We start from the raw sequence: 19829 nt of genomic DNA, 5'->3' as shown, positions 1-19829 counted from the left end.
AGGCAAGATCAAAAGATCGCAGCCTTCGGCAGCTCCTACGTGGGAATTTGTTGCGCTCAGGTTTGTTCTTTGCCCAGCCAGCGGTAGAGGCCGCCACCCAGCACCGCGCCAATCAGCGGGGCGACCCAGAACATCCACAACTGCGCCAGCGCCCAGCCACCGACGATCAGTGCTGGTCCGGTGCTGCGTGCCGGGTTGACCGAAGTGTTGGTGACGGGGATGGAGATCAGGTGGATCAGGGTCAGGCCCAGGCCGATAGCGATCGGCGCCAGCCCCGGCGGAGCGCGTCTGTCAGTTGCGCCGAGGATGATGATCACGAACATCGCAGTCATCACCAGCTCAGTGACAAACCCCGCCGCCATCGAGTATTTGCCGGGGGAGTGCTCGCCGTAACCGTTGGACGCCAGGCCGGCAGCAATGTCAAAACCTTCCTTGCCGCTGGCGATGTGCGCGATCAGCGCTGCTGCGAGGATCGCGCCGAGCACTTGCGCGATGATGTAGGCCGGCAACTCCTTGGCCGGGAACCGACCGCCGACAAACAGACCGACCGACACGGCCGGGTTGAGATGACAGCCGCTGATGTGGCCGATGGCGAACGCCATGGTCAACACCGTCAGACCAAACGCCAGGGCCACCCCCAGCACCCCGATTCCCAGTGGCGAAGACGCGGCGATCACCGCACTGCCACAACCACCCAACACCAACCAGAACGTACCCAGCAACTCAGTAACTGAACGTTTGAACAGAGACATGAGAAGAGTCCTTGATAGCTTTGCTATCGAGACTGCATCGAGTTGTGCGTCCTTGCAGACTTACGACAGGCTCCCATTCCGGAACCTTGGCTGAGTACAGCAGGGTTTTAACGGATTTCCAGCGGCGACAAAAAGCAAAGATCGCAGCCTGCGGCAGCTCCTACATTGGAATGCGTTCCCCTGTAGGAGCTGCCGCAGGCTGCGATCTTTTGATCTTATGGTTTGGGATCAATCGATCCCGACGAACCCGCCGGTCTGATGCGCCCACAGTCGCGCATACAGCCCGCGATGGGCGAGCAGCTCGGCGTGAGTGCCGCTCTCGGCGATCTTGCCGTTTTCCAGCACCACCAACCGATCCATGCGCGCGATGGTCGAGAGTCGGTGGGCAATCGCGATCACCGTTTTGCCCTGCATCAGCGTTTCCAGGCTTTCCTGAATCGCCGCTTCGACTTCCGAATCCAGTGCTGAAGTCGCTTCGTCCATGATCAGGATCGGCGCATCCTTGAGCAGCACCCGAGCGATGGCGATACGTTGCCGCTGGCCACCGGACAACTTCACCCCGCGCTCACCGACATGCGCGTCAAAACCGGTGCGGCCCTCGGCGTCCGACAGCAGCGGAATGAACTCGTCAGCGCGGGCCTTGTGCACTGCGTCCCAAAGTTCGGCATCGGTCGCATCCGGTTTGCCGTACAACAAATTGTCGCGGATCGAACGGTGCAGCAGCGAGGTGTCCTGAGTGATCATGCCGATGCGCTCGCGCAGGCTTTCCTGACCGACGTCGGCGATGTTCTGCCCGTCGATCAGAATGCGCCCGCCCTCGACGTCATACAGACGCAGCAGCAGGTTGACCAAGGTCGATTTGCCGGCGCCGGACGGCCCGATCAAACCGATTTTTTCCCCCGCTTTGATGTTCAGGTTCAGGTCGCCGATGATCCCGCGCTTCTTGCCGTAGTGAAAATCCACGTGCTCGAAACGCACTTCGCCACGGGCCACTTCCAGCGGTTTGGCGTGATCCTTATCGGTGACGCTGACCGGTTGCGAAATGGTCTGCAAACCGTCCTGCACCATGCCGATGTTTTCGAAGATGCCAGTGACCACCCACATGATCCAGCCGGACATGTTGACGATGCGAATCACCAGGCCGGTCGCCAGAGCAATCGCCCCGACAGTGATCAACGACTGTGTCCACAACCACAGGGCCAACGCGGTGGTGCCGACGATCAGCAGGCCGTTCATGGTGGTGATCGCCACGTCCATGCTGGTGACCACACGACCGGCCATTTGCGCTTTGACGGTCTGCTCTTCGATGGCTTCCTTGGCGTAGTGCTGTTCGAAATTGGTGTGGGCGAACAGCTTCAGCGTGGCGATGTTGGTGTAGCCGTCGACGATGCGCCCCATCAGTTTCGAGCGCGCGTCGGAGGCTTCCACCGAGCGTTGTTTGACCCGTGGCACAAAGTAGTAGAGCGCGCCGATATAGGCGACGATCCACGTCAGCAGCGGGATCATCAGGCGCCAGTCGGCCTCGGCGAATAGCACCAGCGAGCTGATCGCGTAGATCACCACGTGCCACAGCGCATCCACTGCTTGCACCGCCGAGTCACGCAGCGAGTTGCCGGTCTGCATGATGCGCTGGGCGATGCGCCCGGCGAAGTCGTTCTGGAAGAAATTCAGGCTCTGTTTGAGCACGTAGCTGTGGTTCTGCCAGCGGATCATGCTGGTCATGCCGGGGCTCAGGGTCTGATGCACCAGCAGGTCGTGTAGGCCGAAAAAAATCGGCCGCAGCACCAGCGCCACCACCACCATCCACGTCAGTTCGAAGGCGTGGTCGTGGAAAAAATTCGGGTTGGGCGTGCCTTGGGCCAGGTCGATGATGCGGCTCAGGTAACTGAACAGCGCCACTTCGATCAGCGCGGCGAACAGGCCAACGACGAGTAGGGCGGCAAAACTCGGCCAGACTTGTTTGAGGTAATAGGTATAGAAGGGCCAGACGCGATCGGGAGGGGATGCTGTCGGGGCGTCGCGGAATATGTCGATCAGTTGTTCAAAACGGCGATAGAGCATCAGATAACCGCCCGGAATCCGGGCTCTCCTTTTATCGGTGTGAGCGGCGTGAGGTTGAATTCACGCCGCTCGATTCGCCCTGTACAGCTTAGTCGATGACTTTGGCCGACTTGATGATCACAGGGTCGGAAGGCACGTTTTGCATGCCGCTTTTGGTGGTGGTTGGCGAGTTGACGATGATGTCGACCACGTCCATGCCCTTGACCACTTTGGCGAACACCGCGTAACCGGCGTCACGGCCCGGGTCGAGGAAGTCGTTGTCCTTCACGTTAATGAAGAACTGGCTGGTGGCCGAGTCAGGGTTGGAGGTGCGTGCCATCGACAAGGTGCCGCGAACGTTGTGCAGGCCGTTGCTGGCTTCGTTCTTGATCGGCGCCTTGGTGTCTTTCTGTTGCATCTGCGGGGTGAAACCGCCGCCCTGAGCCATGAAGCCCGGGATCACGCGGTGGAAAATGGTATTGGTGTAGAAACCGCTGTTGACGTAATCGAGAAAGTTTTTGGTACTGATCGGCGCCTTGACCGGATCCAGTTCGATTTCGATCTGGCCGTTGGTGGTGTCGAGCAACACGTGCGGCGCTTTGGCGGGAGTCGCGGCCATCAGGTTGGCGGCAAACAGCACGGTACCAGCGGCGAGGGCGAGTTTTTTCAGCATGGGTCAGTGATCCTGAGATTGAAGGTCGGCTGTGGCGAGAAACGCCAGCAGCGTTTGATTGAAACGTTCGGGTTGATCGAGCGGGGTGGCGTGGCGCGAATCGGCGATCACTACCAGCCGCGCATCGGGCAGCAGTTTTACATAGGTTTCTTTCAGCGCGACGGGTGTGTAGTCACGGTCGGCGCTGACGATGAGGGTTGGACAGGTCACTCGGGAAAGTCGTTCCTGAACGCCCCAGCCCACAATCGCATCAAAGCTGGCGAGATAAGCACGTTTGTCGTTTTTTGCCCAGCGCTCGGACATCTTCTGCCGCAAATCAGCCTGCTCGGGTTTGGGGAAAAGTTTGCCGCCAAGGGCCTTGCCGATCGTGGCGAGACTGAGCACGCGCATCAGGCTCCAGCGCTTGAACCACTGCCAGTAATCGTCGCGGCTGCGCAATTTGACTTCCGGCGCGCTGTTGACGATGGTCAGGCTCATGAGCATTTGCGGATGATCGACGCCGAACTGAAAGCCGATCATGCCGCCCATCGACAGCCCGGCGTAATGCACCGGGCCAAGGCTCAGATGCTCGATGAGCGCGAGCAGATCGGCGCTGAAGCCGGCGATGCTGTAGCGCTCACGGGGTTTGTCCGAGCGCCCGTGGCCACGTACATCCGGGACGATCACCCGGTAATGCGCGGCCAGTGCCGGGATCTGCAGTTCCCAGTCCAGCGTGCTCGAACCGAGCCCGTGAACCAGCAGCAACGGCGTGCCGTGGCCGTATTCCTCGTAGTGCAGGTTGCAACCTTCGTGCTCGAAATAGGCCATCGGTGAACTCCGTGTCAGGCTTGTTCGGGGGCGGCGTACGGCGCATCCAGAGGTAACGTATCGAAGGTGCGCAGCAGTTCGATGAGGATTTGCGTGGCCGGGCCCAAGGGTTTGTCCTTGTTCGAATACAGGTAGAAGCTGGAGTTGCGAGTGCCGCCCCTGTCCAACGGTAGCAGCTTGAGCGAGCCATCTTTCAATTCCCGCTCGATCATGTGCCGGGGCAACCAGGCAAAACCCAGACCGCTGCTGACAAAGGTTGCGGCAGTGGCGAGGCTGCCGACCGTCCAGCGCTGTTCGGCGCCGAGCCAGCCGACATCCCGGGGTTGCTGGCGGCCGGAGTCGCGGATGACCACTTGCATCTGGGTTTCCAGATCCTGAAAGCTCAGTTCGCGATTGAGCCGATGCAGCGGGTGATCAGGGTGGGCGACGGCAATGAACTCGACGTCGCTCAATTCTGCACCGAGGTGGCCGGGAATGCTCAGGCCGGTGATGGCCAGATCGGCGACGCCTTCGAGCAATACTTCCTCGACGCCCGACAATACTTCCTCACGCAGACGTACGCGGCAACCACGACTCTGCGGCATGAACGCGGTCAACGCGCGAACGATCCGCGCGCTCGGGTAGGCGGCATCGACCACCAGCCGCACTTCAGCTTCCCAGCCTTGCTCCATGTGATGAGCAAGGTCCTCCAACTGACTGGCCTGTTTCACCAATTGCCGCGAGCGGCGCAGCAGCACACCGCCGGCCTCGGTGAGCACAGCTTTACGCCCGTCGATGCGTAACAGCGGCACGCCGAGCTGGTCCTGCATGCGCGCGACGGTGTAGCTCACCGACGATTGCGAACGGTGCAGGGCCTCGGCGGCCTGGGCAAACCCACCATGGTCGACCACTGCCTGCAACGTTCGCCATTGATCCAGGGTCACGCGGGGCGCTTTCATCAATAGCTCCTCTTGTCCTAAGCTGGCCGTCCCTCATGGAGACTGCCGAATGAAAAAATTCTGTTGTGTGGTGCTGGCGCTGCTGCCGTTGACTGCTTTTGCGTACCCGATCGATGTGCAGAAGGATCTCAACGGTCTCAAGATCGACTACGAAACCTTCGACACGGATAACGACATCGGCTCCATCCGGGTGGCCAACTACGGTGATGTCGATGCAGTGTGCAAGGCCGTTTTCAGCAATGGTCCCGAGGCGCCGCGCACCCGCAACATCGAAGTGGCCGCGGGCAAGCATAAAAACGCCACGGCCAAGTTCACCCGCGAGATCATCAAGCTGCGCATCAAACTGACCTGCACCCCGAAATAACACCGATCCCTGTAGGAGTGAGCCTGCTCGCGATAGCGGTGTGTCAGATAAATCTATGCGACTGATACACCGCTATCGCGAGCAGGCTCACTCCTACAAGAGCATGGTTCGGCATCTAAACGAATTATTCGATACTTTGCAGCAATTATTTGCGCTTTTTCATCGATTCAACTCTGTTTAACCTTCACTCCATCGACTTACAACATTCTCGGATGGAGGCTACACACCATGTCCCGCGTTCTGATCATTGAAAGCAGTGCTCGCCAGCAAGACTCGGTATCCCGTCAACTGACCCAGACCTTCATCAGTCAGTGGAAAGCGGCGCACCCTGCCGATCAGATCACCGTGCGTGACCTCGCCGTGAACCCGGTACCGCATCTGGACGCCAACCTGTTGGGTGGCTGGATGAAGCCTGCCGAACAGCGCAACGCCAGCGAACAATCATCGCTGGATCGCTCCAATGAATTGACTGATGAACTGCTCGCCGCTGACGTGCTGGTGATGGCTGCGCCGATGTACAACTTCGCCATCCCGAGCACCCTCAAAGCCTGGCTCGACCACGTGCTGCGTGCCGGCGTGACTTTCAAGTACACCGAAACCGGCCCGCAAGGCCTGCTCAGCGGCAAGCGTGCTTACGTGCTGACCGCTCGCGGCGGCATCTACGCCGGCGGCCCGGCCGATCATCAAGAACCGTACCTGCGTCAGGTCATGGGTTTCATCGGTATCAACGACGTGACCTTTATCCACGCCGAAGGCATGAACCTCGGTGGCGACTTCCAGGAGAAGGGCCTCAATCAGGCCAACGCCAAGCTGTCCCAAGTCGCTTGATATGTTAATCGCCAGATAATCGCCGATTGTTTAAGTGACCTGGCGCAACCCCTTCAAGGCTCTACGCGCATCGAACCTCCCTTTGCACTTGTTGCTCCTGAGTGCTGTAGCCCGATTGAACGCATTAGCGAGATCGGGCTTTTTTTTGCCCGTAACTCACCGATCCCCTGTAGGAGCTGCCGCAGGCTGCGATCTTTTGATCTTGTTTTTTTTAAATCAACATCAAAAGATCGCAGCCTGCGGCAGCTCCTACACGGGGATTTGTGTTGGTTGCACAATCGAAAACCGCTATCGTCGCCGCCATTCGAATTAGGGGCGAGCATGGGCTATCTACTTTTTGTCACGCTGATCCAGGCGTTTTCCTTCAGCCTGATCGGCGAATACCTGGCTGGTCATGTCGACAGTTACTTCGCCGTGCTGGTGCGTGTGGTGCTGGCCGGGCTGGTGTTCATTCCGCTGACGCGCTGGCGCTCGGTGGAACCGTCGTTCATGCGCGGCATGCTGATGATTGGCGCCTTGCAGTTCGGCGTGACCTACGTCTGCCTGTATCTGAGCTTCCGCGTGCTGACGGTGCCGGAGGTGTTGCTGTTCACCATCCTCACACCGTTGCACGTGACGTTGATCGAAGATGCACTGAACCGCCGTTTCAACCCGTGGGCGCTGATCGCCGCGCTGGTCGCAGTGGGCGGGGCGGCGGTGATTCGCTTTGACAGCATCAACTCGGACTTCTTCATGGGCTTCCTGCTGCTGCAACTGGCCAACTTCACCTACGCCGCAGGCCAAGTGATGTACAAGCATCTGGTGGCGAAACACCCGAGCGATCTGCCGCATTACCGGCGTTTCGGCTTCTTCTACCTCGGCGCGCTGGCGGTGGTACTGCCGGCATTTCTGATGTTCGGCAAAGCCAACTTCCTCCCTGAAGCGCCGTTGCAATGGGGCGTTTTGCTGTTTCTCGGCCTGGTCTCGACCGCGCTGGGCATGTACTGGTGGAACAAGGGTGCGTGCATGGTCAACGGCGGCACGCTGGCGGTGATGAACAATCTGCATGTGCCGGTGGGCTTGCTGCTGAACTTGCTGATCTGGAATCAGCATGAGGAACTGGGGCGGTTGTTCCTTGGCGGCAGCGTCATCCTCGCCGCCGTGTGGATCAGCCGACTGGGCATCCGCCGCACCGCATAACTGAATGTAGGAGCTGCCGCAGGCTGCGATCTTTTGATTTTAAAGATCAAAGGATCGCAGCCTGCGGCAGCTCCTACATGGGGATGGGGTTACATCAGGTGTTTTTGCGGCTCGGGGATGCTAGCCGCGCCGAGCACCGCCGGCAGCAGCCCCGAACGCAAATCCCCGCCACTCGGCTGCTGATACAGGCTCAAGCCAAACTCCGGCAACACCGCCAGCAGATAATCAAAAATATCCCCCTGAATCCGCTCGTAGTCCGCCCACACCGTGGTGCGGGTGAAGCAGTAGATTTCCAGCGGAATGCCCTGCGCCGTGGTTTGCATCTGGCGGACCATGCAGGTCATGTTCGGTTGAATCTCCGGGTGACTCTTCAGATACGCCAGCGCATACGCGCGGAAGGTGCCGATGTTGGTCATGCGCCGGCGGTTGGCCGACATCGCCGCGACGTTGCCCTGTGCCTCGTTCCACGCCTTGAGCTCGGCTTTCTTGCGGCTCATGTAGTCGGTCAGCAGATGCACCTGGGAGAGCTTCTCTTCTTCGTCATCGCGGATGAAACGTACGCCGCTGGCGTCGATGAACAGGCTGCGTTTGATCCGCCGCCCACCGGATTGCTGCATGCCGCGCCAGTTCTTGAACGATTCGGACATCAAGCGCCAGGTCGGGATCGAAACGATGGTCTTGTCGAAATTCTGCACCTTGACCGTGTGCAGGGTGATGTCGACCACATCGCCATCGGCGCCGACTTGCGGCATTTCGATCCAGTCGCCGACCCGTAGCATGTCGTTGCTGGTCAATTGCACGCTGGCAACGAACGACAGCAGCGTGTCCTTGTAGACCAACAGAATCACCGCCGACATGGCACCGAGACCGGACAGCAGCAACAACGGCGAGCGGTCGATCAATGTGGCAACGATGATGATCGCGCCAAATACGTACAAGACCATTTTCGCCAGTTGCACATAGCCTTTGATCGAGCGTGTGCGGGCGTGTTCGGTACGGGCGTAGATGTCCAGCAGGGCATTGAGCAGGGCGCTCACCGCCAGCAACAGGAACAGAATGGTGAACGACAGCGCCACATTGCCGAGAAAGGTCATGGCGGTCTTGCTCAGTTCCGGCACCAGGTGCAGGCCGAACTGAATCACCAGCGATGGCGTCATCTGCGCCAGGCGCTGAAACACCTTGTTGTGGCGAAAGTCATTGATCCAGTGCAGCGCCGGTTGGCGCCCGAGCATGCGGCTGGCGTGCAGGATCAGATAACGAGCCACTCGTCCGAGTACCAGCGCGACCACCAGCAACACCGTCAGGGCGAGGCCGGCCTGCAAGAGCGGATGCTGTTCGAGAGTGCCCCAGAGGTCTTGGGCGTTGAGCCAGAGCTGTTTGAAATCCATATGAGCAACGATTCTTCTGTAAGACGCGATGGGCGATTAGAGCATTTAAGACGTCGCGTATTACCGTTGGAGACAAATCGAGCAACAAAAAAAGCACTGATTGCTGCCGTTTGCACAAAGAAACTCGGCCTGAGCGCTCGAAACCGGTAACCTATGCAGCTGTTTTTTTGCATATCTTCGAGGTAGCACCCGTGTTTTCCCAATTCGCCCTGCACGAACGCCTGCTTAAAGCTGTGGCCGAGCTGAAATTTGTCGAGCCAACGCCTGTGCAAGCCGCGGCCATTCCGCTGGCGCTCCAAGGGCGTGATTTGCGGGTGACTGCGCAAACCGGTAGCGGCAAAACCGCCGCTTTCGTTCTGCCGATCCTCAATCGCCTGATCGGCCCGGCCAAGGTTCGTGTCAGCATCAAGACGCTGATCCTGCTGCCGACCCGCGAGCTGGCCCAGCAGACGCTGAAGGAAGTTGAACGCTTTTCGCAGTTCACTTTCATCAAATCCGGCCTGATCACCGGCGGTGAAGACTTCAAGGTCCAGGCCGCCATGCTGCGCAAGGTGCCGGACATTCTCATCGGCACCCCGGGCCGGATGATCGAGCAACTCAACGCCGGCAACCTCGACCTGAAAGAAGTCGAAGTGCTGGTGCTCGACGAAGCCGACCGCATGCTCGACATGGGCTTCTCCGAAGACGTTCAGCGTCTGGTCGACGAATGCCCGAACCGTCAGCAGACCATGCTGTTCTCGGCCACCACCGGTGGTTCCGGCCTGCGCGAGATGATCGCCAAGGTGCTGAACAACCCTGAGCACTTGCAGCTCAACGCGGTCAGCCAGTTGAACTCGACCACCCGTCAGCAAATCATCACCGCCGACCACAATCAGCACAAAGAGCAGATCGTGAACTGGCTGCTGGCCAACGAGACCTACCAGAAGGCGATCATCTTCACCAACACCCGCGCCATGGCCGACCGTATCTATGGCCGTCTGGTGGCTCAGGAATACAAAGCGTTCGTACTGCACGGCGAGAAAGACCAGAAGGATCGCAAACTGGCGATCGATCGTCTGAAGCAGGGCGGCGTGAAGATCCTCGTGGCGACCGACGTTGCAGCTCGTGGTCTGGACGTTGATGGTCTGGACATGGTGATCAACTTCGACATGCCACGCAGCGGCGACGAGTACGTGCACCGCATCGGTCGTACTGGCCGCGCCGGTAACGACGGCCTGGCGATCTCGCTGATCTGCCACGGCGACTGGAACCTGATGTCGAGCATCGAGCGCTACCTCAAGCAAAGCTTCGAGCGTCGCACCATCAAGGAAGTCAAAGGCGTCTATGGCGGTCCGAAGAAGGTCAAGGCCTCGGGCAAAGCCGTTGGCGTGAAGAAGAAAAAGACTGACGCCAAGGGCGACAAGAAGAAAGCTGCCGCCAAGACGCCGACCAAGCGCAAGAGCGTCAACCGTCCGAAGCCGGACTCGTTGGTCAGCAGCGACGGCATGGCGCCGCTCAAGCGCCGCAAGCCGACAGAGCCAGCGGCTGAATAAGTCGTTTCAGGCGCACAAAAAAACCCGGACAGTGTCCGGGTTTTTTTTCGTCCATCAGTTGCCGAGTTGGCCACTGGTGTCGGCGTCGAAGCGCCGCTTGGCTTGCTCGGCTGCCGGCTTCAACTGCGCCAGTAATGCCGCTTCAGCGTACAACCGGGGGCTCGCCAGTTCCTTCGGGGTCGGCTCGATCGGGATCAGCACATCTTCGCCATCGGCGTGCAGCCAGATCGCCACAACGTGCAGCGCCGAGACAAACAGCACACGCAGTTCGACGCTTTTACCCTGCAACTGCGGCGCCTGCTCCGCCAGTTTCAGCGCACTGACCGTGGCAGCGGCATGGCTACCGTGGTTGAGCGAGGCGAACTCGACGTGACCGCGAACCTCGGCCAGTTGCGCATCGGCAATCGTCACGCCATCGGCAAACACCAGGTAATGCCAATCGCCGATCCGCGCGTCTTTCAGGCCTTTGCCGTTGCTCAGGTCATCCAGGCTGAGCGAGTAGCCACGATAGGCTTCACTGAGGCTGATTTTCGCAGGTGCAGCGTTGGCGAACTGGCGGTTGGCGCCAAAACCGTGGGTTTGCAGTGCGGCTTGCAGCGCCGGGCGCAAAGTCTGTACGCCATTGGAAGGCGCCTTTGGATAAGTCAGTTGCATGATGTCGCCCTCCTAGTTTTTGACCGTGAAGTAAGTGTGAGTCCAGTTGCCGCCACCGTTATAGGCACGGGGAAAGGCATTCAGCGCACGGGTCGAATAACCGTAGATCGAGTCCGCGACCAGCACGTAATCGCCGTTGGTGCCGTAGATCGTCAGGAAGTGCGCACCGCCGCCGTACCAGGCGCAACGCAGGCCGACCGGGCGGCCCATGCTGATCTGGTTCTGGATCGCCGACATCTGCAACGAGCCTTGATTCATGCCGTTGTAGCTGCGGGTGGTTTGCAGCGCCGAATCCAGATAGCCGTAAACATTGCACGGCCCCGGCTGATTGCAGCAATTGCGATCGAGCTGAGTGCTGGCGACACCGCACTGCGTCCAGTTGCCGGTGCCGTAGTAGTTGCCAACCGAGGCGGACACGGCAGCCCAGCACCAGTTGGTCTGGGTTTGTTGCTGCATGTTGAAGTTCAGGCTGCCAGCGGCAAGCGCGCTGGCATGTTCGGCCGCTTCGACTTCGACCAGTTGTGGGTCGAGCAGATGGCCGATGAGGCACCTTGGCAGTGATTCACTGGTAAAGGGTCTTGCTTCAGTGGTTAACATTTTCAATCCTCCATGAATGAAAACAAGCGTCCCGCTTGTAAGGGTGTTGCCGAGCGATCGGCGCTTCAGGGTCGCCATCTCCGATGGCGGTTGCCGATCTCTTTGCTCGATGTAACCGTAGATGTGGATATGCGTTTGTGCAAATAAATAAATGCATTTGTGCATTTATAAAGGCAAAAGATCGCAGCCTGCGGCAGCTCCTACAGGGTTTGGTGTAGGAGCTGCCGCAGGCTGCGATCTTTTGCTTTTAGCTGTCGGCTTTCTTTTCGGCGGTACCCAACTCTTTCAGCCGCTGATCAATCAGCTGGCACTTGTCCGGCAAATCCTTGCTGGCCGTGCCCAGATCCATCTTCTGCAACTCGGCGTTGATCTCTTTGGCCTTGGCCGGATTCTGTTCGGTGAGCTTGGCAACTTCCTTGGCCAGTTGTTCACGTTTGGCAGTCGCCTCTTCCGGCGTACAGGCCCAGACGGGCAGGGCGCAAGCGAGGGTGGCGGCAAGGGTGAGCTTGATCAGGGTCTTCATCGGGGCAGGCCTCAGTTCCGGTTAAGGCGGGTTAACCGGTTGAGGCCAGGAGAGGGCGAAAAGTTCATTGCTCATCACTCGGAGTGACAGCAACTCGACCTGGAATCGCCTTCATAACGATCATGATGCCGCACCCACTCCATGATCTCGTCCTCATTGCGGCCCTTGGGCGTCAGGTCGAGGTAGTTGTAGGCGCCGACCAACATGTCCAGGCCACGTGCGTAAGTTGAATAGGTGTGGAAGATGTCGCCCTTTGAGTCGCGATAAAACACGCTCAGCCCGGGCATTTCCTCCTCGGCGCTGTCAGTCTTTTCGTAGTTGTACGTAGCCTTTCCAGCGGCGACATCTTCAGCACGCGCGCACACGCCGAAGTCATAGTTGAAGTCGCAGCCGTCTGACGATACCCAGTCAAACTTCCAGCCCATCCGCCGTTTGAAGTCCTGAAACTCATTGAATGGCGCGTGAGAAACAGCTACCACCGCAATGTCGTGATGGGCCAGATGCTGGTTGGCGCCGTCGATGTGATCGCTGAGGAAGGAGCAGCCCTGGCAGCCTTCCTCCCAATCCTTGGCGAACATGAAGTGGTAAACGATCAACTGGCTGTGTTGGCCAAACAGGTCGGCCAGTTTCAGTTCGCCGCTCGGGCCTTGAAAGTGGTAGTCCTTGTCGACCTTCACCCAAGGCAAGGCACGACGTTGGGCGCTGAGGCGGTCGCGTTGTTGGGTGAAGGCTTTTTCGTCGGCGAGATGTTGTTTGCGGGCGGCGAGCCATTCTTCGCGCGACACCACTGGATGATTCTCAACGTTCATGATGATTTCTCCTGCGGGGTTGAAACCGTCTGTTTCAGACTAGTCGTTTAACCCCGCGTGAAATCGACAGACCGCCGGTCGGTCGGCTCGGCAAATGCGGCTGAACGGCTACGGCCGACTTCGGTCACAACCTATGAACGCGCCATTAATCACGCGCACCGGAGGTTGTATCAGGATGACGACTTATAACTGGGATTTGATTGAACGTTTGCTGCACGAAGTGCAGAACAGTGCGGGCCACAGCTTTGCCCCACGGGCTTATGCCGAAGACTATGCGGCGGAGAAAGCCAGCGCCGGCGAGCCGATCGATAACCTTGATCACCTGAAAACGCTGGCCTGCGACTATGAAAGGTTGTTGCTCCTGCGCGGCTATATCGCACCGCGCCCGGATGAGGAGGGCAGCACCGGAAACAATTTTGTGCTGACGCCACGCGGTTCCAGCCTGCTGAGCCTGATCGACAGCAGCATCCCCGGTAATGACCATCCGCGCCAAGTGCTGGATGAGCAGGAGGATCCGCTGGCCGAGGCGACGTTTGATGAAGTGGCTTCAAAAGCCCAGATCGCCTGAGTTCACGCAGATCCCCTGTACCCTGTAGGAGTGAGCCTGCTCGCGATAGCGGTCTTCCAGTCAACATTGATGTAACTGGAAGTCCGTTATCGCGAGCAGGCTCACTCCTACATTGGATTTCGGTATGTTCAGTTTTTTTGCGTGGCCTTCAGGCACTTGAGGTCGTTGAAATCTTTGCGCACCCCTTCGATCTTCTTCAACAACCGCTGCCGCTGTTGCGGCGTGCTTTCAGCCATCAGGTCAACCGCCAGCGAGCGTCCCTGCGCCTCGGTATCGGCGAAGGCCTTGCGGTAATCCGCTGTCCATAAACTCTCGCGATTGACCAGCAGCGTCTCGATTCTCTGTGGGAATTCGGGGCTTTTACGCTGTGCGACGGCTGCACTGAACTGCTTCTGCCAATGCACCCGGTTGGCGATCCATTGGGTGTACTGATCGCCCAGAGCGGTCGACCACGCCATTACCCGCTGTTCCTGCGCAGCGCTCAACGGCCCCAGCCAGTCGTTCAGGCGTTTGACCATGCGTGCGCCACGCTCGGCAATCTGTTGATCAAGCGGCGGTTTGAGGTATTCCTGCTGACGCTTGCGCAGGTCCTTGGCAAACGCGTCATTCATCTCGGCCACTTGTTTATCGTCCAGGCCTTGCAACAACTCGATGGCCGAAGGCGTGATTGCCTTCGCCGTTTCGGCAATCGCCTGCTTGGCTTCGGCAGTGCGCGCCTGCAACGCGGCGTCGGTGATCTGGTTGCTCTCGACCATGCTCTGTAAACGATCCAGCCAGTCCAGATAACCTGGCAGTTGCGTGGTGCAATGCCAGTTCAGGTGCTCTTTGAGTCGCTCGTTAAACCAGTCCTTTTGCTCGCCGTTCATGTCCAGATAGTCGCTGAGCGTCCACGGAATGATCACGTCGAGGTTGCGATAGGCCAGGCCGACGCGACTGCAGGCGCCGAGGGCGAGGGTGAAGATCAACAATGCGGCGATGTGCTTGAACCAGCGAGACATGGGCGAATCCTTGCGATGGCCAGCCTGGGGAATCTGATTCTTATGTGAACGCAGAATGAACCCGGCAGTTCAGCCAATCAATAGAACGCGCGAGCAGCCTTGAGAGTGACGAGGCCGTCACACTCGCTGTTGTGCCCGGAATAGGCCGAGCAATCGCTGCCGCTGAGGCTGGAATTGCTGTAGATCAGGTCGAGGTCGACACCCATGAACGGCCGGGACAGTTTCACCGACCAATCAGTGAAACTGCTGACGTACCCACCGTCCACGGCCACTGGTGTGTTCAATTGGTGAGTGGTGTATTTCATGCTGACACCGATGCCGAACGGCTGATTGCCGCCAAGGTCGGCAAACAGGGTGTTGTTCTGTTTATCCGGGTCGTTGCTCAGGGCCACGCCGAAACGGCTGCCGAGCAGGGTCAGACCGCCGAACAGCTCTTGGCTGTCGAGGGTTTCCACGCTGGGATAGCTGTAGTGGATCATCCCGACTTCATAGCCGAGGGACTGATCAAAAGGCTGCTTGAAGCCGACGTATGAGTCGATTTCCAGATTCTTGCCAGGCGTGATGCCCATGCTCGGTGCGTACTGGCCGACGTAGAGGCCGCTGTCGTGGCTCAGATCGAGACCGCCATGAAACGAACCGGCTGCCGAAGGTTTGACCAGGCCCTGGGCCATGCTCCGCGTGGGTGTAGTGCCGAGCTTGAGGTCGAAGTCGCCGAGTTCACGCTGGAAAACCTGGGCGTGCGCGCTCGTGCCAGCCAGCAGGCTCACAAGCAATAAACAGGATGTTTTGCGCATGCGTCACTCCATGAACAGCGAGCGCAGGGCATATGGCCTGCTGAAACGCTTGATCTAGACGCGTGCAAGGATACCGGCGAATGCTCGGCATTGATGGCCGTTCGTCGATTTCTGCAATTTTGCTATTGGGTTGGTTTAAAACGGAGGGGGTGTTGCGCGGTGCCAGTCCAGACGCTTCGAAGCTCAAAGCGCCTCTGGACGGGTGTAAAACCGGGTATTACTTTTTGCCCAGGCTGATCTGCTTGGACGGGCCGAACGTCTGGCCACTGACGCCTTTGGCAATTTGCTGGATCTCGCCGCCGGACTTGAGGAACGCTGCGATCTGATCGTTGATCGATTCGCTGGTTTCAACGGCTGGAGCTGGCTTTGCTTTGCTGGTGGATGCTTTTACACGCATGGCGGCCATTAACCTGTAGAAAAGTAACTCGGCCAGGCATCGTACAGGAATAACTTGACAATTGCTTGGTAAATATCCCCCGGAATAACCAACCTGCGCGCTGCATTACTCTCGATTCAATCTTCGAAATATCGGTCTAACCTGCTGTTTTAAATAAGAACATTTTAGAGAAAACGCACTGTGGCGATTTGCCGCGAGGTGCTGCTCCGGACTGACGAGCGGCGCCCCGAGCAGGCGCGACCTCGCGAAATCAGAGCGCTGCGCGGGATTTTCTGTCATCCACGGATCTGCCGGCCAACGTTCACGGCAAAAACGGGTAGAATGCCGCCCACGCAATGAGGGTTCTGGAAATGGCTTTAGTCGGGCGTTACAACAGTTTGCAAGTGGTTAAACACACTAACTTCGGTTTATATCTGGACGGCGGTGCCGACGGCGAAATTCTTTTGCCCAACCGTTATATCCCTAAAGATATTCCCAGCGAAGATGAAGACTGGCTCAACGTATTCGTATATCTGGACAGCGAAGACAAACTTCTCGCTACCACGGAAAAACCAAAAGTTCAGGTTGGCGAATTCGCCAGCCTGAAAGTAGTTGAAGTCAACAGCATTGGCGTGTTCCTCGATTGGGGCCTGCCGAAAGATCTGTTGTTGCCGTATTCCGAAGAGAAACGGCAGATGACCGCCGGTGAATACTGCGTGGTGCACGTCTACCTCGACAAACACACCCGCCGCATCACCGCCACGGCGCGTCTGGATCGCTACCTCGACAAGACCCCGGCCAACTACAGCCAGGGCCAGGAAGTTGATCTGCTGGTTGCCGAAGCTACCGACATGGGCTTCAAGGCGATCATCAACAACAAGCACTGGGGTTTGATCCACAAGAACGAAATCTTCAAGTTCATGCGCGCCGGCATGAGCGAGAAGGGCTACATCAAGGAAGTGCGTGCCGACGGCAAGATTGCCCTGAGCCTGCAACCGGTTGGCCAGGAAGCGGCCAGCAGCCTGAACTCGAAGATCCTCGCCAAGTTGCGTGACAACAGCGGCACGCTGCCGGTCAGCGACAAGAGCGATCCGGCCTTGATCAGCAGCCTGTTCGGTGTCAGCAAAGGCAACTTCAAGAAGGCCATCGGCTCGCTGTACAAAGAAGGCAAGATCGTCATCCATGCCGATCGCATTGAACTAACCTGAGCCACCGCTGGCCCCACGTAGGAGCTGCCGCAGGCTGCGATCTTTTGATGTTTCTTTTAGGAGACAAGATCAAAAGATCGCAGCCTTCGGCAGCTCCTACATTGAGGGCGGTGTGATGAAAAGAACGCTGATGGCTTACGTTGCCACGCTGGTGACGTTTCTGCTGCTGGATGGCATCTGGCTCGGGCTGTTGATGGCGCCGACCTATCGCGAACTGCTCGGTTCGCTGATGCTCGAAAAACCGCTGCTGGTTCCGGCAGCGGTTTTTTATTGCCTGTATGTTTTTGGTTGTCTGGTGTTTGTGGTGTTGCCCGCAGTGAGCTGGCAGCGGGCGGCGAAGATGGGCGCCTTGTTGGGGCTGGTGGCGTATGGCACGTATGACCTGACCAATTGGGCGACGCTGCGCGGGTGGTCGGTGCAGGTGTCGTTGATGGATTGGGCGTGGGGGACGTTTGCCACTGCGCTGGCGTGTACCGTCGGGTTTCTGTTGGCTAAACGACTGCATTCAGATCCATGAGCAGGGTTGATTGAACTGACGCCATCGCTGGCTTGCCAGCGAATGGCGGCGCAGCCGACAGCCATTCACCGCTGACGCCTCTGACGAACTAAATGTCTTTTCCAGACGCCTTTTTCCGTCTGACTGATTGATAATCCCCGGCACTGTTTTTTGACCATTGGATGGCCTGCCATGTTGTGTGTGTTCGAGGTGTTGCGTTGATTGCCGAGCGGCGTAATGCCGACCGTTTTGCCCTGCAGGTGATGATCGGTTTGTGCCTGATCTGGGGTGTGCAGCAGGTGATGATCAAGTGGGCCGCGCCGGACATCGCACCGGTGATGCAAGCGGCGGCGCGCTCGGGAATCTCTGCGTTGCTGGTGGGGTTGCTGATCTGCTGGAAGGGCGGCTGGGATCAGGTCGGCGTTACCTGGCGTGGCGGTCTGCTGGCCGGTGCGTTGTTCGGTCTGGAGTTCTTCTTCATCGCTGAAGGCCTGCAACTGACCACCGCCGCGCACATGTCGGTGTTCCTCTACACCGCGCCGATTTTCACCGCGCTGGGCGTGCATTTCCTGTTGGCCAGCGAGCGCCTGCGACCGTTGCAATGGTTGGGGATTCTGCTCGCGTTTATCGGCATTGCGATTGCTTTCGCTGGCGGGGTGTCTTGGGATAACCTCGACCGGCGCATGCTTCTGGGCGATGCCTTTGGTGTGTTGGCGGGTGCCTGCTGGGGCGCGACCACGGTAGTGGTGCGCGCTTCGCGATTGTCGGAAGCGCCGGTGACGTTGACCCTGTTTTATCAGTTGATCGTCGGCTTCCTCGGCCTGCTGTTGATCGCGCTGTTCAGCGGTCAGATCACCCACGTCAGCCTGACCACCGTGGCGGTGGCCAGCGTGCTGTTCCAGGGATTGGTCGTGTCGTTCTTCAGTTACCTGGTCTGGTTCTGGTTGCTGCGTCGTTATCTGGCGGCCAATCTGGCGGTGTTCTCGTTCATGACGCCGCTGTTTGGCGTGACCTTCGGCGTCTTGCTGCTAGGCGAACAACTGAGCCTGAACTTTGTCATCGGCGCCGTGCTGGTGTTGCTCGGCATCACCTTTGTCAGCGCCGAGCAGTGGCTGCGTCGACGTTTGCGCAAAGCGCTCGGCCAGCGCTAACCGATTGCAGGGCCAACCCGCCGGCAATCAGCAAACCGCTGCCGGCAATCACCAGCGCCGGGTGCAGGCTGGCGCTGTAATGATTGCTCAGTGCTGCCAATAAAGGGCCGCTGAGCTGGCCAACGGCGAAGCACGCGGTGAGCAGGCCGGCATTGCGCTGCGTGGCAAGGGGCGCGATTTCCCGCGAACGCTGCATGACCAGTTGCATGCACGCGAGGAACGGCGTGCCACACAGGATCACACCCAGCGCCAGGCCGAATCCGCTGCTCAGCAGGCAGGCAAACACCCCGGCCGCTTGCAGCCACAGTGTCGCCGCCAGCCAGTGCCGTGTGGTCTGGGGATCATGCCGACGCAAGCTCACCAGCACCACACCGATCGCAGCCCCCAAACCAAAGCACGGCCAGAACAGATCGGCCTGCCACTGCCCGTGAAACTGCGCGTTGGCCATTTGTGAGAGAAACGTCGCCGGGATGATGTAGCCCACGCCGTACAGCGCATAGATCACAGCCAGACGACCGATACCGCGATTCGACGCATTGACCTGAGCCGGGGTTATCGACGCAGCGGCGGCAGGTTGCGGCAAAACGCGCCAAACCCCAAGCATCATCACCAGCGCCGCCGCGGCGTAAATCAGCCAAAGCGTTGCCGACGTCTGATGCAGCAGATGTGAGACCAACGCCAATATCCCCGTCAGAAAAATCCCCAAACCCGGCCCGGCAAAAACCAGCGCGCCCAAACGTGGACGACCCGCGGCCGCCGCCAGCGGCTGACTCAACGAGGTGATCATCACCAGCACCCATGCACTCGCCACCCCGGTGCCAAAACGCAGCACCAGGTGCGACCAGAAGCCGTCAGCCCAGAACGATGCGAGCGTCAGCAACACGCACAACCACAGGCCGCCGTGCAGGCGTCGCTGCACCTGCTGCGGGCGATGGGCAAACATTGCATCGACCGCACCGAGCAGGTAACCGAGATAGTTGGCCGCCGCAATCAGACCGGCGGCGGTCAGGTCAAACTGACCTTCGCTGAGCAGGTGGGGCATTTGCGGAGTGAGGGCGAAACGCCCGATGCCCATGGCCATCATCAAGGCCACGAAGCAGGCGGATAAGCGAATAAGGGGGGACATGGTCCGAATTCCGTAAGGGCTGCAATGA

The 19829-nt window shown here is 58.9% G+C and carries 22 protein-coding genes; 8 read left to right on the top strand and 14 right to left on the bottom strand.

From position 1 onward, the window contains the following. Nucleotides 1-56: 56 nt before the first annotated feature. The 5 genes from aqpZ to ACZZ0B_RS18575 form a co-directional block, all read right to left on the bottom strand. Nucleotides 57-752: an aquaporin Z gene (gene aqpZ / locus ACZZ0B_RS18595; RefSeq protein WP_463545951.1), complete on the bottom strand. Its 696-nt coding sequence runs from the start codon at nt 750-752 to the stop codon at nt 57-59. Nucleotides 753-980: 228 nt separating this feature from the next. Then, the gene (locus ACZZ0B_RS18590) at nt 981-2813 is read right to left on the bottom strand and encodes an ABC transporter ATP-binding protein (RefSeq protein ID WP_463545950.1); all 1833 of its coding nucleotides are present in this window, start codon (nt 2811-2813) and stop codon (nt 981-983) included. An 88-nt stretch (nt 2814-2901) separates the two neighbouring features. Continuing rightward, a complete protein-coding gene (locus ACZZ0B_RS18585; RefSeq protein WP_008086426.1) occupies nt 2902-3465 on the bottom strand; it encodes a peptidylprolyl isomerase A in 564 nt (187 codons plus the stop codon). A 3-nt stretch (nt 3466-3468) separates the two neighbouring features. Beyond that, nucleotides 3469-4272, bottom strand: a complete 804-nt coding sequence (locus tag ACZZ0B_RS18580) for an alpha/beta fold hydrolase (protein ID WP_463545949.1) — start codon at nt 4270-4272, stop codon at nt 3469-3471. Between the two features lie 14 nt (nt 4273-4286). Continuing rightward, complete coding sequence (locus tag ACZZ0B_RS18575; protein ID WP_008086429.1) at nt 4287-5210, bottom strand: LysR family transcriptional regulator; 924 nt, start codon at nt 5208-5210, stop codon at nt 4287-4289. A gap of 49 nt (nt 5211-5259) precedes the next feature. On the opposite strand from ACZZ0B_RS18575, the gene ACZZ0B_RS18570 reads away from it, so the two are divergent. The 3 genes from ACZZ0B_RS18570 (at nt 5260) to ACZZ0B_RS18560 (ending at nt 7581) form a co-directional block, all read left to right on the top strand. After that, the gene (locus ACZZ0B_RS18570) at nt 5260-5574 is read left to right on the top strand and encodes a hypothetical protein (RefSeq protein WP_008086430.1); all 315 of its coding nucleotides are present in this window, start codon (nt 5260-5262) and stop codon (nt 5572-5574) included. A 228-nt stretch (nt 5575-5802) separates the two neighbouring features. Continuing rightward, nucleotides 5803-6402: an FMN-dependent NADH-azoreductase gene (locus ACZZ0B_RS18565; protein WP_053118168.1), complete on the top strand. Its 600-nt coding sequence runs from the start codon at nt 5803-5805 to the stop codon at nt 6400-6402. 321 nt (nt 6403-6723) lie between these two features. Beyond that, nucleotides 6724-7581, top strand: coding sequence for a carboxylate/amino acid/amine transporter (locus ACZZ0B_RS18560; RefSeq protein ID WP_463545948.1), 858 nt, complete (start codon nt 6724-6726; stop codon nt 7579-7581). A gap of 89 nt (nt 7582-7670) precedes the next feature. Here ACZZ0B_RS18560 and ACZZ0B_RS18555 read toward each other — a convergent pair whose 3' ends face one another. Next, complete coding sequence (locus tag ACZZ0B_RS18555) at nt 7671-8969, bottom strand: mechanosensitive ion channel family protein (protein WP_008088873.1); 1299 nt, start codon at nt 8967-8969, stop codon at nt 7671-7673. 191 nt (nt 8970-9160) lie between these two features. On the opposite strand from ACZZ0B_RS18555, the gene ACZZ0B_RS18550 reads away from it, so the two are divergent. Beyond that, nucleotides 9161-10501: a DEAD/DEAH box helicase gene (locus ACZZ0B_RS18550; protein WP_463545947.1), complete on the top strand. Its 1341-nt coding sequence runs from the start codon at nt 9161-9163 to the stop codon at nt 10499-10501. A 54-nt stretch (nt 10502-10555) separates the two neighbouring features. Here ACZZ0B_RS18550 and ACZZ0B_RS18545 read toward each other — a convergent pair whose 3' ends face one another. From ACZZ0B_RS18545 to ACZZ0B_RS18530, 4 genes are all read right to left on the bottom strand, one after another. Further along, the gene (locus tag ACZZ0B_RS18545; protein WP_463545946.1) at nt 10556-11155 is read right to left on the bottom strand and encodes a hypothetical protein; all 600 of its coding nucleotides are present in this window, start codon (nt 11153-11155) and stop codon (nt 10556-10558) included. Between the two features lie 12 nt (nt 11156-11167). Next, on the bottom strand, nt 11168-11752 hold the full coding sequence (locus ACZZ0B_RS18540) for a papain-like cysteine protease family protein (RefSeq protein ID WP_008088867.1): 585 nt from the start codon (nt 11750-11752) through the stop codon (nt 11168-11170). Nucleotides 11753-11999: 247 nt separating this feature from the next. Then, nucleotides 12000-12275, bottom strand: coding sequence for a hypothetical protein (locus ACZZ0B_RS18535; RefSeq protein ID WP_008088865.1), 276 nt, complete (start codon nt 12273-12275; stop codon nt 12000-12002). Between the two features lie 74 nt (nt 12276-12349). Continuing rightward, entirely contained in the window at nt 12350-13084 is a 735-nt protein-coding gene (locus tag ACZZ0B_RS18530; RefSeq protein ID WP_463545945.1) for a DUF899 domain-containing protein, read from the bottom strand. 175 nt (nt 13085-13259) lie between these two features. On the opposite strand from ACZZ0B_RS18530, the gene ACZZ0B_RS18525 reads away from it, so the two are divergent. Next, a complete protein-coding gene (locus ACZZ0B_RS18525; protein ID WP_463545944.1) occupies nt 13260-13652 on the top strand; it encodes a transcriptional regulator in 393 nt (130 codons plus the stop codon). Between the two features lie 128 nt (nt 13653-13780). On the opposite strand, the gene ACZZ0B_RS18520 is transcribed toward ACZZ0B_RS18525, so the two are convergent. From ACZZ0B_RS18520 to ACZZ0B_RS18510, 3 genes are all read right to left on the bottom strand, one after another. Beyond that, nucleotides 13781-14650, bottom strand: coding sequence for a DUF6279 family lipoprotein (locus tag ACZZ0B_RS18520; protein WP_463545943.1), 870 nt, complete (start codon nt 14648-14650; stop codon nt 13781-13783). A 77-nt stretch (nt 14651-14727) separates the two neighbouring features. Then, nucleotides 14728-15444 carry a TorF family putative porin gene (locus ACZZ0B_RS18515; RefSeq protein ID WP_463545942.1) on the bottom strand — a complete coding sequence of 239 codons (717 nt, stop codon included), beginning with the start codon at nt 15442-15444 and terminating at the stop codon, nt 14728-14730. A 217-nt stretch (nt 15445-15661) separates the two neighbouring features. Next, nucleotides 15662-15850 carry a hypothetical protein gene (locus ACZZ0B_RS18510; RefSeq protein ID WP_016985943.1) on the bottom strand — a complete coding sequence of 63 codons (189 nt, stop codon included), beginning with the start codon at nt 15848-15850 and terminating at the stop codon, nt 15662-15664. Nucleotides 15851-16191: 341 nt separating this feature from the next. Between ACZZ0B_RS18510 and ACZZ0B_RS18505 the strand changes: the two genes are divergently transcribed. From ACZZ0B_RS18505 to ACZZ0B_RS18495, 3 genes are all read left to right on the top strand, one after another. Further along, complete coding sequence (locus tag ACZZ0B_RS18505; protein ID WP_008086223.1) at nt 16192-17028, top strand: CvfB family protein; 837 nt, start codon at nt 16192-16194, stop codon at nt 17026-17028. A gap of 115 nt (nt 17029-17143) precedes the next feature. Beyond that, nucleotides 17144-17545 (top strand): DUF2177 family protein, encoded by a 402-nt coding sequence (locus ACZZ0B_RS18500; RefSeq protein WP_463545941.1) that lies wholly within the window; start codon nt 17144-17146, stop codon nt 17543-17545. A 197-nt stretch (nt 17546-17742) separates the two neighbouring features. Then, entirely contained in the window at nt 17743-18675 is a 933-nt protein-coding gene (locus ACZZ0B_RS18495) for a DMT family transporter (protein WP_463546949.1), read from the top strand. On the opposite strand, the gene ACZZ0B_RS18490 is transcribed toward ACZZ0B_RS18495, so the two are convergent. After that, nucleotides 18620-19801 (bottom strand): MFS transporter, encoded by a 1182-nt coding sequence (locus ACZZ0B_RS18490; RefSeq protein WP_008086229.1) that lies wholly within the window; start codon nt 19799-19801, stop codon nt 18620-18622. The genes ACZZ0B_RS18495 and ACZZ0B_RS18490 overlap by 56 nt on opposite strands. Nucleotides 19802-19829 lie beyond the last annotated feature (28 nt).

The organism is Pseudomonas sp. AC247 (assembly GCF_979258015.1).
This window is presented reverse-complemented; position numbering and strand designations above follow the sequence as displayed.